Annotated in this window: 11 protein-coding genes; 6 read left to right on the plus strand and 5 right to left on the minus strand. The window is 54.2% G+C overall.

Features of this window, described 5'->3' with window-relative positions:
- Positions 1-47: 47 nt before the first annotated feature.
- The gene (locus AC0LWT_RS34050) at positions 48-1226 is read right to left on the minus strand and encodes a glycosyltransferase family 4 protein (protein WP_474685970.1); all 1179 of its coding nucleotides are present in this window, start codon (positions 1224-1226) and stop codon (positions 48-50) included.
- Positions 1227-1442: 216 nt separating this feature from the next.
- On the opposite strand from AC0LWT_RS34050, the gene AC0LWT_RS34055 reads away from it, so the two are divergent.
- Both AC0LWT_RS34055 and AC0LWT_RS34060 read left to right on the plus strand, forming a co-directional pair.
- On the plus strand, positions 1443-1970 hold the full coding sequence (locus AC0LWT_RS34055) for a phosphatase PAP2 family protein (protein ID WP_474685972.1): 528 nt from the start codon (positions 1443-1445) through the stop codon (positions 1968-1970).
- A 7-nt stretch (positions 1971-1977) separates the two neighbouring features.
- Positions 1978-3180, plus strand: coding sequence for an MGDG synthase family glycosyltransferase (locus AC0LWT_RS34060; protein WP_474685973.1), 1203 nt, complete (start codon positions 1978-1980; stop codon positions 3178-3180).
- Here the strand turns inward: AC0LWT_RS34060 and trmB are convergent.
- Together trmB and AC0LWT_RS34070 are read right to left on the minus strand one after the other, a co-directional pair.
- Positions 3153-3875 carry a tRNA (guanosine(46)-N7)-methyltransferase TrmB gene (trmB, locus tag AC0LWT_RS34065; protein WP_474685975.1) on the minus strand — a complete coding sequence of 241 codons (723 nt, stop codon included), beginning with the start codon at positions 3873-3875 and terminating at the stop codon, positions 3153-3155. The two genes, AC0LWT_RS34060 and trmB, sit on opposite strands and share 28 nt — an antisense overlap.
- 193 nt (positions 3876-4068) lie before the next feature.
- Positions 4069-4599, minus strand: a complete 531-nt coding sequence (locus AC0LWT_RS34070) for a WGxxGxxG-CTERM domain-containing protein (protein WP_474685977.1) — start codon at positions 4597-4599, stop codon at positions 4069-4071.
- 152 nt (positions 4600-4751) lie between these two features.
- Here AC0LWT_RS34070 and mnmL point away from each other — a divergent pair, with 152 nt between their 5' ends.
- The 4 genes from mnmL (at position 4752) to AC0LWT_RS34090 (ending at position 7770) form a co-directional block, all read left to right on the plus strand.
- A complete protein-coding gene (mnmL, locus tag AC0LWT_RS34075) occupies positions 4752-5711 on the plus strand; it encodes a tRNA modification radical SAM protein MnmL/YtqA (protein ID WP_474685979.1) in 960 nt (319 codons plus the stop codon).
- Positions 5712-5790: 79 nt separating this feature from the next.
- Entirely contained in the window at positions 5791-5928 is a 138-nt protein-coding gene (locus AC0LWT_RS34080) for a hypothetical protein (protein ID WP_474685981.1), read from the plus strand.
- 234 nt (positions 5929-6162) lie between these two features.
- A complete protein-coding gene (mnmM, locus tag AC0LWT_RS34085) occupies positions 6163-6741 on the plus strand; it encodes a tRNA 5-(aminomethyl)-2-thiouridylate-methyltransferase MnmM (protein ID WP_474685983.1) in 579 nt (192 codons plus the stop codon).
- A gap of 63 nt (positions 6742-6804) precedes the next feature.
- Positions 6805-7770 carry a type I phosphomannose isomerase catalytic subunit gene (locus AC0LWT_RS34090; protein WP_474685985.1) on the plus strand — a complete coding sequence of 322 codons (966 nt, stop codon included), beginning with the start codon at positions 6805-6807 and terminating at the stop codon, positions 7768-7770.
- A gap of 732 nt (positions 7771-8502) precedes the next feature.
- On the opposite strand, the gene AC0LWT_RS34095 is transcribed toward AC0LWT_RS34090, so the two are convergent.
- Positions 8503-10005 (minus strand): IMP dehydrogenase, encoded by a 1503-nt coding sequence (locus AC0LWT_RS34095; protein ID WP_474685987.1) that lies wholly within the window; start codon positions 10003-10005, stop codon positions 8503-8505.
- A gap of 220 nt (positions 10006-10225) precedes the next feature.
- The gene (locus tag AC0LWT_RS34100) at positions 10226-11989 is read right to left on the minus strand and encodes a B12-binding domain-containing radical SAM protein (RefSeq protein ID WP_474685989.1); all 1764 of its coding nucleotides are present in this window, start codon (positions 11987-11989) and stop codon (positions 10226-10228) included.
- Positions 11990-11998 lie beyond the last annotated feature (9 nt).

Raw genomic sequence — 11998 nt, forward strand, 5'->3', positions numbered from 1 at the left:
ATAATGCACCTCGCCCGCCAAATACAACTTTTGCCGTAAAAACAGGATCAGCGGATCATCCGCACGGAATCGATTTGTAGGTTGCTGGCGATTCTTGCATCGGCAACTTCTTCGTAGCTCGCATACAGCCGGTGAAAAATACGGTCCCAGGACTGCTGTCCGGCATATTCGATCCCCGCGATCGAAAGCGAACGGCGGGTTTCCGCCGAAACGTACAGCCGCTTCATCGCCTCGACAAACGAGGGCACATCCCCCGGCCGGCACAGCAAGCCCGTAACTCCGTGCTCGATGTTGTCCTGCACGCCGCCTGCGGCCGCACCGATTACCGGCGTCCCGGAGGCCATCGATTCAAGCACCACATTGCCGAAAGTTTCGGTCGCCGACGGAAAAAGGAAAACGTCCGCCGCCGCGTACAGCTCAGCAAGCCGTTTTCCTTGAATGAATCCGGTGAACGTAATACCGTCCGCCTTTCCATAAAGTTCGTTAAGCGAAGCCGCCGAAGGTCCGTCACCGGCGATAATGAGGCTGCAGCGGCTGCGGATTTGCTCCGGAAGTCCCATAAAAGCTTCAATCGCGACATCGACACTTTTTTCCGGGGCAAGCCTTCCTACGTACAAAAACACAAATTTGGCGCCGCTAACCTGATAGGAAGACAGCACCTCGCTGCGGTTCACGACAGGCCGGTAAGTATCGGTATCTACCCCGCGGCCCCATATTTCCAAATGCTTCAATCCCTTTTGCTGCAAATGCTCCAAAGTGGACCGGGAAGGCACGTAGATTTTGCGGCAGCTTTGATGAAACCACTGCATATACCGCCACAGCGCCGGCTCGACCCAAGGAATTTTATAATATTTGACATATTGATCGAAATGAGTATGGTAAGAAGCGACAAACGGGATCCGCCGCTTGCGGGCGTAATGCATGCCGAACAAGCCCAGATTAAACGGCGTTGCCGCGTGAATGATGTCAGGCTGAAAATCGTGAAGGGATTTGCGTATATGGAGGGGATTCGGGATCGCCAGCCGGCATTCCGGATACAGCACAAAGGGGATGCTCAGAAATCTTTCCACCCGATAAGGATCGGGATCTCCTTCCGTAAAACTGGCAGGCGCAAAAACTTTGCACTCCGCTCCTTTGGATTCCAGGAACTGAGTCCATCGCCCCAATGTCCTGGCCACTCCGTTTACATCAGGCAAATAGGTATCCGTGAACAAGGCAACTTTCATCGCATATCAGCCCCTTCTGCTTTCGATGCCATACATCCGTCATGCTAACACGCGACTGTTAACGCCAGATCAGAACAAAGTAAAATTGGAAACCGAACATATTTATTGCAGAGTTAATAATGTATTAATACTTCCCTGCTACAATATATATTAAGTTCCGAAGTTTTTGCGAAAAGATCAGCCTATGCTTAAAGCTCCCAAGGAGGTCATGCGCTCATGAGCAGGGTCGTTCATTGGCTTCAGCATCATGAAACTCGAGTTTTTCGTTTTGTCAATCAAAAAATACAGCACTCATTCCTGGACCGTTTCTCGGCGACAATCACTCACCTGGGGGGAGCAACAGCGACGATTTTCATTTCGCTTTGCTTTGCGCTTTTCGGTCATGAAGCCCTTCGTACTGCGGGAATTCAAGCCTTGGTGGCACTAGCGGCAAGCCATATTCCCGTTGCGGTTTTTAAAAAGAAATATCCGCGGCTGCGTCCTTATCTGGTCCTGCCCGAAACGAATATCGGAAAAAATCCGCTGCAGGATCATTCTTTCCCGTCCGGCCATACGACTGCGATTTTTTCTATTATCGTGCCGTTCGTAGCTTTATTGCCCGTGCTCGGCTTCGTTTTGATTCCACTGGCTCTTCTGGTCGGGCTTTCCCGCATTTATTTAGGCCTGCATTATCCAACCGATTGCCTGGCAGGGTGTCTGATCGGCACGCTCGCATCTCTGGCCGCGGTAGGCCTGTGGGGGTAAAAACGCGATGAATATCTCTTCCGGCGGTAAGAGAGTTCTTATTTTGTCCGAAGGCTTCGGGGCCGGCCACACGCAAGCTGCCCATGCGCTTTCGTTTACGCTCAGCCAGCGCTGTCCGGACATCCGGACACGCGTGCTGGAGCTTGGCCCCAGCCTGCATCCGACCATTGCCCCGCTCATTTTCCACGCTTACAAAAAAACGATCGTCGCGCAGCCCAAGCTGTATGGCAGGCTGTACCGGTCGCAGTACAAAAAATCGCTGAATCCGCTCGCCCAACTGGCGCTGCACCGGATTTTCTACGCGCAGACCGCGGCGCTCATCAAGCAGTGCGAGCCGCACGCGATCGTGTGCACGCATCCTTTTCCCAGTGTTGTCATATCCAGATTAAAAAGAAACGGCCTGCGAACCCCGCTGTGCACCGTAATTACCGATTACGACGCCCACGGCACTTGGGTCAGCAAGCAGGTCAACAAATACTTGGTATCGACGGTTGAAGTAAAAAACAAGCTGCTATATCGGGGCGTCGATCCCGGACAGATCGAGATTACGGGAATTCCAGTGCATCCGAGCTTTCGCGAAACGCACGACAAGGAGCAGATCCGCGAACAATTCGGTTTGCTGAATATGCCTACGGTTCTTGTGATGGGCGGAGGCTGGGGATTGGTCGGCGGGGGCCAACTGGGCAGCTATCTGGAAGCCTGGAGAGACCGGATTCAGTTCATATTTTGCCTGGGAAATAACGAGAAGGCGCTGAACAAGCTTGCGCGAGACGCCCGGTACCGGCATCCGAACGTCCGGCTGCTCGGTTTTACCAACGAAATCGGCAAGCTGATGGAAGTCTCCGATCTGCTCGTCACGAAGCCCGGAGGCATGACGTGCGCCGAAGGTTTGGCCAAATCGATTCCGATGCTGTTCTACGATCCGATTCCAGGCCAGGAGGAGGAAAATTTGCAATATTTTACGGTGCACGGTTTCGGCGAGCCGATCCGGTCGTCCGATACGATTGAGAGCTGGATGCGCATGCTGGCGGAAAGCTATGACGAAGTAAAAGCGAGGCGGGCGCTGATCAGCCGGAAAAAGCTGCAGCATACCGCGTCCGACTGCGCCAACGTTATTTTGCAGCTGCTGGATTCAGGCGACGCTAGTGCCGGCGCAGCCGGGAAATACGAAAAAGAGCCGTCCTATTTGGACCGCTCCTTGTTTAATTGATCGATATGCGCCTGAAGCGCCCGCTCTCCGACTACGACTTCGCAGCGGTGAATATTCATGCCCTGTCCGGCAAATTTGGTCTCGTACTCGGTCATGACATGATCCGGATGAAATCCGTCCGCATGAAGATTTAACGAGATGTTGCGCATTCTGAGCCCCATATCGGCAAAAGAGTTCAAAGAAAACTCGAATAGCAGTTGAGAATCTGTTTTTAAATGAATTTCGCCGTTATCGTTGAGAATGCGGATATACTTTTCCACGAAGCCGGGATGGGTCAGCCTTCTGCGCGCATGCTTCTTTTTCGGCCACGGATCGCTGAAATTCAAAAAAATCCGCTCAAGCTCGCCGTCGCCAAAAGCTTCTTCAATCTGCTCGATATTAAAAAGCACAAGCCTCAGGTTCGAAATGCTCCGCTCTTCTTCCTCCGGGCTTATTTCATGTGCGGCTCTGGCTTTCTCGCCGGCTTTGCGGATCAGCTCGTCGTACATGTCGATGCCGAGAAAATTGACGTCCGGATATTTCCGGCTCATCTCGCTGATGAAGCGGCCTTTGCCCATCCCCAATTCGGCATAAATGGGCTTGTCATTGCCGAACAGCTCCGACCATTTCCCCTTGTGATCCCTGGCGTTCAACACGACCAGTTCCGTTTGGCGTTCAATATCTTCGCGAATTCCTTTTCTTCCCCGTAAACGCATCTTATGTTTGCCTCCTGACCGTATTCCGGACAAAACCGATATCGAATACAAATCATAGACGATTCACGGGAAAAAATCAAAGGAAATTATGTTTCCGGCTTTAGTGTGGCTCCCAATCCCAAACTTTATAAATGGCAGTTGATAGGCGAAAAAAACGCCCTTCCTTTTAACCGAGGAAAGGCGCTTGAAGCTGTTAAGAGTGGGTTTTATCGCGGTTGCCGCCGCGAAGTCCGGCCAGGCCGATCAGACCGACAAGTCCGAGCCAGCCCCAATCCATGCGGTTGGTCGTCGCCGTGCCGTAAGCCCGGTAGGATGTGTTGTCGTAATAGCCGGTTCCGGCGTTTTTGATGCCCGTACCCGTTGTGCTCATACGGTCCATCATGTTGTTGCCGTAGCCTTTGACCCCTGTAGTCGAATAATTATAATAATTTCCTGTGCCGGTAGGAGCGCTGTAACCCGTTCCCGTCGTTGCGTCATAATTGCTGCCCGTGTAGTAAGCCGACGGAGTCGTAGTTCCAGTGCCGGTAACGGCGCTCGTTCCATACTTACCGTCTGTGCCCAGGTAAGGCGCAGGCGACGTTGTGGCAGTGCCCGTGTAGCCGCTGGTCATGGTGCCGGTAGTTCCGGGAGTCGTGCTTGTCGTAGCTGCGTGGACACTTCCTGCGCCAAAACCAATAGCTGCGGTAAACATTACCGCCAGAGATACGGTACGGAGCTTTTTCATGTACAAACCCCTCTCAACAAGTGATGTGGTGTTGCATGATTATGTTGCTCCTTGGCGCATCTTTTTATCGGGGGACTTGCTGGAAAGCCTGGGGGTCGCTTTCGGCAGCCGTTTTCGCTACAATAAGTGAAGGAAAGGAGCACGATTTTGCGATGCATACAACCACTCAGGATACTCCTCTACTGTGGGGAGATAAACGTTTCCATACATGGAATTACGAAATGCGGGAAACTTTCGGCGAGAAAGTTTTCAAAGTCATGCTGGATGCCGGCTTTACCTGCCCGAACCGGGACGGCAAAATTGCCACGGGAGGCTGCACCTTTTGCAGCGCGCGCGGGTCGGGAGATTTTGCCGGCAGCCGCCGCGACGATCTCGTTACGCAATTCGCCACAATTCGCGATTTGCAGCATCAAAAATGGCCTGACGCCAAATATATCGGCTATTTTCAGGCTTATACGAACACTTACGCGCCTGTGGAGGAGCTTCGGGAATATTATGAAGTGATTTTGCAGCAGCCGGGCGTCGTCGGCCTTTCCATCGCCACCAGACCGGACTGCCTGCCTGACGACGTGATCGAGTATTTGGCCGAACTCAACCAGCGCACCTATTTGTGGGTCGAAATGGGGCTGCAAACCGTTCACGAATCAACGTCAACGCTGATCAACCGCGCCCACGATACCCAGTGTTACCTGGATGCGGTCGCCAAGCTGAGAAAGCACAATATCCGCACTTGTGCGCACATCATATACGGACTGCCGGGAGAAACGCACGAGATGATGCTGGAAACCGGCCGCGCCGTATCCCGGATGGATGTCCAGGGGATCAAAATTCACCTGCTCCACCTGATGCGCAAAACGCCGATGGTCAAGCAGTACGAAGCAGGACTTCTTCGCTTCCTGGAAAAAGACGAGTATGTGAAGCTCGTTGTCGACACGCTGGAAATACTGCCGCCCGAAATGATCGTGCACCGGCTGACGGGAGACGCGCCGCGCGATCTGCTGATCGGACCGATGTGGAGCCTCAAAAAATGGGAAGTGCTCAACGCCTTTGACGCCGAGCTGAAAACAAGAAACACCTGGCAGGGTAAACATTGGGACCCTTCGCGGAGGTGAGTGCCGGGACTGGGACAGGGGCGGTGGTCGACGGACCGCCGTCATGCAGCGCAACATCGCGCACTGGGAGCTGCGAGCGGTGCGACTCCGCCTGATGAAGATCCGGCTGTGGAAACGGGAGCCGGATGCAGTACAACACCGCACGATGAGAGCTGCGCTCGGTACGACCCCGCCTGATGAAGATCCGCCTGCGGGGACGGGAGCCGGTACACTGTGATCATCGGCATGCAGTGCAACAGCGCAACGAGAGCTGCGCTCGGTACGACCCCGCCTGATGAAGACCCGCCTGCGGGGACGGGAGCCGGATGCAGTACAACACCGCACGATGAGAGCTGCGCTCGGTACGACCCCGCCTGATGAACATCCGCCTGCGGGAACGGGAGCCGGACCCGGTAAGTTTTGCTGTGCGGGAGCCTAACCCGCCAAGTTTTTTTTATCGAGGAGCCAACGTATGGGATTTGTTTCGGTTTTAAGTTTTGCGCACCAATTGATCGCCCAGCGGGTTCAGCCCGGTGAGACGGTCATCGACGCCACGCTTGGCAACGGGGTCGATACTTTGTATTTGGCCAAGCTGGTCGGCCCCCGCGGCAGCGTGTACGGCTTCGATGTCCAGCAGCAGGCCATCGATAATACCTCAACGCGTCTGCAAGGTGAATTGCCGGACGCTAGTTCTTTTGTCCATTTGCACTTGTGCAGCCATGAGCAGATGGAAAGTGTCGTGCCGCCCGCCAAACATGGCAAAGTCGCTGCGGTCACGTTCAACCTCGGCTACTTGCCGGGCGCCGATCCTGAAACTATAACAAAGCAGGAATCTACGATTCCTGCTTTGGAGGCTGCCCTGCGCCTTTTGCGGAAAGGCGGGATCGCCACGATCGTGCTCTACAGCGGACATGCCGGAGGCCAACAGGAAGCCAATGCCGTCGAAAGCTGGGTCAGCCGGCTTCCCCTTGCGGACGCCCAGGCGCTGCGGTACCAGATGGCGAATGTAAGCCTTCAGGCCCCCTATCTCTTGGCCGTAGAAAAAAGATAGCCTAATGCTTATAATCTAGTAGAAAGTATAAATTATAGTAAATAATAGCAGGGAGAGAGTGTAGTGAAACCATATCCGCTTCAGTTTCAACCCGAAATGAAAGAACGCGTTTGGGGCGGCAGAGCGCTTGAGAAATTCGGCTTCCGGCTTCCTGAAGGAGCGATCGGCGAAGGCTGGATGATCGGCGACCATCCCAACGGCACTACGAAAGTCATTAACGGCGAATGGGCCGGACTCGGTTTGGACGAAATCCGCGAGCAATATGGCAGCATCCTGTTCGGCACCAAAGGATTTTCGGAAAAGAACGGGCGCTTTCCACTGCTGATCAAGCTGCTCGATTGCGAAGACGACCTGTCGGTTCAAGTGCATCCGAACGATCATTACTCGAACCTGTCTCCCGGCGAACTCGGCAAAACGGAAATGTGGTACATACTGGACGCCAAACCCGGCGCCAAAATTATTTACGGCATGAAAGACGGCGTCACCCGCGAAAGCCTGGCACAGGCTATTGAAGAAAACCGGATCCTGGACTGCCTGCAGGAAGTGCCGGTTGAGGCGGGAGATTCCTTTTATATCCCGGCCGGCACCGTTCACGCTCTGGGCGCCGGCGTGCTGGTCGCAGAGATTCAGCAGAACTCCGATACGACTTACCGGCTGTACGATTACAACCGCCCGGGACTTAACGGCAAGCCGCGGGAGCTGCACATCGAAGACTCGCTCAACGTCATTGCCTACGAGGGCTCCGGCTCGACCCGGATGAAGACGGATCTGCACGAGACCGGCGTCTGGCTGACCCTCGCCCGATCCCCGTTCTTCATCGTGGAAAAAGGGCTCGTCGGTCCCCGTTGGGAGCTGCAAACCACCGCAGAAAGCTTCGTCATCCTTGTCATCGCGGAAGGTGACGGCTCTCTGGAGTGGGCCGACGGCCGTATCATCACGAAACCCGGCGACTGCTTCCTCCTGCCGGCAAACCTCGGCAGCTTTGCGCTGGAAGGCAGCATGACCGTGATCCGCAGCTACTTGCCGTAAAAAGCAATGAAACCCGCAGGCTCAGAGCCTCGGGTTTCATTTTTTTGGGGCGATGGGTGTCGCGCGTCGAAGCACTCGCTGACATGGACCGTCGCTGACGTAAAGCACAAGTAACGATTGGCGGAAAACCTGCAAAAGTGCAGTTTTTTGCCAATCGATGCTCTAGCTGCGGATAATTCCTGCAAATCTGCAGTTTTTTTCGCTAAAATTGGGGGCTCCGGCCATTCTGCCCGGGAATTCCTGCACAATTGCAGGCTTTTCCTCAAAATCAGGTGATAACTGAGAAAAAGCCTGCACTTTCGCAGGCTTTTCGTTCTGGAAGGACCTGCTTTGCATGACGGGGCCCTTGTTTGTGTACTGGAAGCCTCCCTTTTACATGCCGGAGGCCTTGTTTTGTCTGCTATCCAGTCACTTCACCGACAGCTGCGCTAATTTTAAGCCTCATCCTGCTGTGCGGCAAACTGATCAAGCCCTTTCGGCATCCATTAAGCATGGCTTGGAGAGATAAATCGTACTAATCGGAACCGCAGGAAGGAGAGAGTTTTTCGGCGGCCTCCGCCGACGCCTCGCCGGGCCGCTGCCCGCCCTCTAACGATGTTCCACATCGTTCGGGCGAGCCATCGCGGGCCCGGACGCGGGCTCTCCCGCCCGCTCCCACCAGCCTTTGCCACCCTCTCATCGCTCGGGTGAGCTCAAAGGCCTACCCGGGACGCAGCGCAGCGTTAGAGGAATCTAGGATTCCTCGGACAAGCTGCTTTCTTTCAAAATCACATCGTGCGCGCCGCCTTCTACGAGGCTTGTGGATGACACGAGCGTTATTCTTGCTACGCGCTGCAGTTCTTCAATGCTGGTGGCGCCGCAGTTGCACATCGTCGATTTGATTTTGCCGATCGTCTTGTCCAGATTTTCCTGCAGGCTGCCTGCATAAGGCACGTACGAGTCGACGCCTTCCTCGAACAAAAGATTGTTCTTGCCGCCCGTGTCATACCGCTGCCAGTTGCGCGCCCGGTTGGAGCCTTCGCCCCAGAACTCCTTCACGAAGTTGTTGCCGACTCTCAGCTTGCGGGTCGGGCTCTCGTCGAATCGGGCGAAGTAGCGGCCCATCATGACAAAATCCGCGCCCATCGCCAAAGCGAGCGTAATATGGTAGTCGTGAACAATACCACCATCCGAACAGATTGGCACGTAAACGCCGGTATCTTTGAAGTATTGATCCCTCGCCTCGACCACTTCCATCAGCGCCGAAGCTTGGCCGCGCCCGATGCCTTTTTGCTCCCGGGTAATGCAGATGGAGCCGCCGCCGATCCCCACTTTCACGAAGTCCGCCCCGGACTCGACCAGATACAGGAAGCCTTCCCGGTCAACTACGTTGCCGGCCCCGATTTTCACGTCGAAGTTCGCTTTCACATACTGAACCGTCTCGCGCTGCCATTCGCTGTAACCGTCCGAGGAGTCGATGACGAGAATGTCCACTCCCGCTTCGACGAGCGCCGGAACACGTTCCATATAGTCTTTTGTATTGATGCCGGCGCCGACAATATAGCTTTTGTTATCGTCCAGCAGCTCCAGCGGATTTTCTTTATGAGCGTCGTAATCTTTGCGGAAAACGAGATAGTCCAGATTCTGGCGCTCGTCCACGATCGGCAAGCAGTTCAGCTTGTGCTCCCAGATCAGATCGTTCGCTTCCGGCAGCGTGATCCCGGATTTGCCGTAGATCAAAGACGAAAACGGCGTCATAAATTCACTGATCGGCTTCGCCAGCGAATCGCGGCTAATCCGGTAATCGCGGCTTGTAACGATGCCGAGCAGCTTGCCTCTGGCCGTTCCGTCTTCCGTAATCGCAACCGTGGAATGTCCCGTCTTCTCTTTCAAATCCAGCACGTCTTTGAGCGTATGTGCGGGGGTCAAGTTGGAGCGGCTGATGACGAAGCCCGCCTTGTACCCTTTCACTTTCCGGATCATTTCCGCCTCTTCCTCAATCGACTGCGAGCCGAAAACAAAAGAGATGCCTCCGCACCGCGCCAAAGCAATCGCCATGCCATGGTCCGACACGGCCTGCATGACGGCGGACGAGAACGGAATGTTCAGCGAAATCGCCGGTTCCTCGCCTTTGTTGAATTTCACGAGCGGTGTTTTCAAACGAACATTTGCCGGTGTACATTCTTTTGTCGTCAGATTGGGAATCAGCAAAAACTCGCTGAACGTGCGGGACGGTTCCAGGTAATACGTGGCCACTTCACTCATTCCTCCTTCAAATTTCACGTTTTTTCGCGGGTAAATTTTTTCAATCTTATCACTGAACCTCTACCGAGGTCAATGACTAATTTTGCACAAAAAATGAAAGCGCATTTTCCTGGCAGCGGGCCGGCTGAAAATGCGCTTCGCCCCGCTGCTGCGCGCTTTCGCAGCAGCAAAAAAAGCTTCGCTCCCCCAAAGGGATAGCAAAGCTTTCGCACTACACCGCCGCCGCCCTGTCGAGCGGCAGCGTGTAAAAGCCGGCCGGCTGCTGAGCATCCGGCGGAAAATGCACGATGAGCAGCTGCTTGCTGCTCCTGTCCATCGTCCCGTTTTGCAGGTACAGCTGCAAATCGAACGGCAGCACCTCCAGCATGACATGCTTGTGGAGGTCTTTTTCACTGATGTTCAGGCTGCGGAAGCCGCCTGCCACAAGTTCCGGCTGCTCGGCGAGCAGCTTCAGGTACGCCGACTGCTCCTGCTTGTCGAGCGTAAAATCCCACCAAATTTTGCGCGGCCTATATTTATGTCCCAGGAAATAATCGAGCTTCATGAATCCCTCGATGATCTCCATCTGCCCCGTGCCCCGGAACAGCAAAAAATCTCTCAAGCGGGTAAACAAATCTTCCAGCTGATGCCCGATCTTTTGCCAGCCGCGCCCTTCCCAATAATCGCCGAACTCCTGAAAAAAGTCGAACGCCGATGTGAATTCATTCGCAATTAAATAGTTGACAGTATGATCCATCCGGTGTGCGTTCCAGTATTTTTCCAGCACATCCTCCACCCGTTTGATGCGAATCAAATCGGTGAACGGCAAAATGTCGTTGCCCAGAATCTCATAAGGGGAGTGATCCATGTATACGTATCCGTACTTGTCCGCGTCGGCCCGCATGCCGGTGCCGCGCAGCATTTTCAAAAATCCGAGCTGCAGCTCTTCCGGCCCCAGAGCGAACACGTCATTGAACGTTTTGCGGAACGAATGGTAGTCCTCCTCGGGAAGCCCGGCGATCAAGTCGAGATGCTGGTCGATTTTGCCGCTTTCCTTGATTTTCGTTACGGTGCGCGTCAGTTTGGAAAAGTTTTGCCTGCGCTGCACAAGCTCGTTGGTCGCATCATTCGTCGACTGGACGCCGATCTCAAAGCGGAATGTGCCCGGCGGCGCATGCTCCGCCAAATAATCGAGCACTTCGGGACGCATAATGTCCGCCGTGATCTCGAACTGGAACACCGTGCCGCGGTGGTTGGCGATCAGAAACTCGAAAATTTCCATCGCGTAATCGCGCTTGATATTAAAGGTGCGGTCGACAAACTTGATCAGCTTCGCGCCGGAGTCGATCAAGTACAAAATGTCCCTTTTCGTCCGCTCTATATCGAAATAACGCACGCCCACCTCGATGCTGGAGAGGCAAAATTGGCACGAAAACGGGCAGCCCCGGCTCGTCTCAAAATAAACGACCCGATTCGGCAAATTCGGGATATCCTCGGCAAAACGGTGCGGCGACGGAATATCGTCCAGCTTCAGCTTAGGTCTGCCGGGCATCAGGACGATTTCTTCCCCTTTGCGGTAGGCGAGCCCGTATACAAAGTGGTATTTGCGCGTTGTCGATATTTCCTGGAGCAGCTGGTGCAGCGTCTCTTCCCCTTCTCCCATCACAATAAAATCGACTTCAGGGATGCGCTTCATCCAATACTCGGTGTCGTAAGAAACTTCGGGTCCGCCTAGAACGATGATCAGATCGGGTCTGATTTTTTTGATCATGCCGATGACCTGAATCGTCTCTTCGATATTCCAGATATAACAGGAAAAGCCCAGCACATCCGGCGCCTTTTGGTACAGGTCGGAGACGATGTTCATCGCTGGGTCTTTAATCGTATATTCGACTATGTCCACATCAAAATCTTTCTCGCAAAACGCTTTCAGGTAGCGCAGCGCCAGAGAGGTGTGGATGAACTTCGCATTCAGCGTGGAAACAATGACTTTCATCTTGGGAAA

The sequence above is a fragment of the Paenibacillus sp. sgz302164 genome (assembly GCF_056120505.1).

Excerpts from the sequence above, each read along its gene's own strand:
- mnmM (WP_474685983.1), top strand. The coding sequence starts at position 6,163 with ATGGGATTTGTTTCGGTTTTAAGTTTTGCGCACCAATTGATCGCCCAG.
- AC0LWT_RS34050 (WP_474685970.1), bottom strand. The coding sequence starts at position 1,226 with ATGAAAGTTGCCTTGTTCACGGATACCTATTTGCCTGATGTAAACGGA.
- mnmL (WP_474685979.1), top strand. The coding sequence starts at position 4,752 with ATGCATACAACCACTCAGGATACTCCTCTACTGTGGGGAGATAAACGT.
- AC0LWT_RS34100 (WP_474685989.1), bottom strand. The coding sequence starts at position 11,989 with ATGAAAGTCATTGTTTCCACGCTGAATGCGAAGTTCATCCACACCTCT.
- AC0LWT_RS34070 (WP_474685977.1), bottom strand. The coding sequence starts at position 4,599 with ATGAAAAAGCTCCGTACCGTATCTCTGGCGGTAATGTTTACCGCAGCT.
- AC0LWT_RS34060 (WP_474685973.1), top strand. The coding sequence starts at position 1,978 with ATGAATATCTCTTCCGGCGGTAAGAGAGTTCTTATTTTGTCCGAAGGC.
- trmB (WP_474685975.1), bottom strand. The coding sequence starts at position 3,875 with ATGCGTTTACGGGGAAGAAAAGGAATTCGCGAAGATATTGAACGCCAA.
- AC0LWT_RS34055 (WP_474685972.1), top strand. The coding sequence starts at position 1,443 with ATGAGCAGGGTCGTTCATTGGCTTCAGCATCATGAAACTCGAGTTTTT.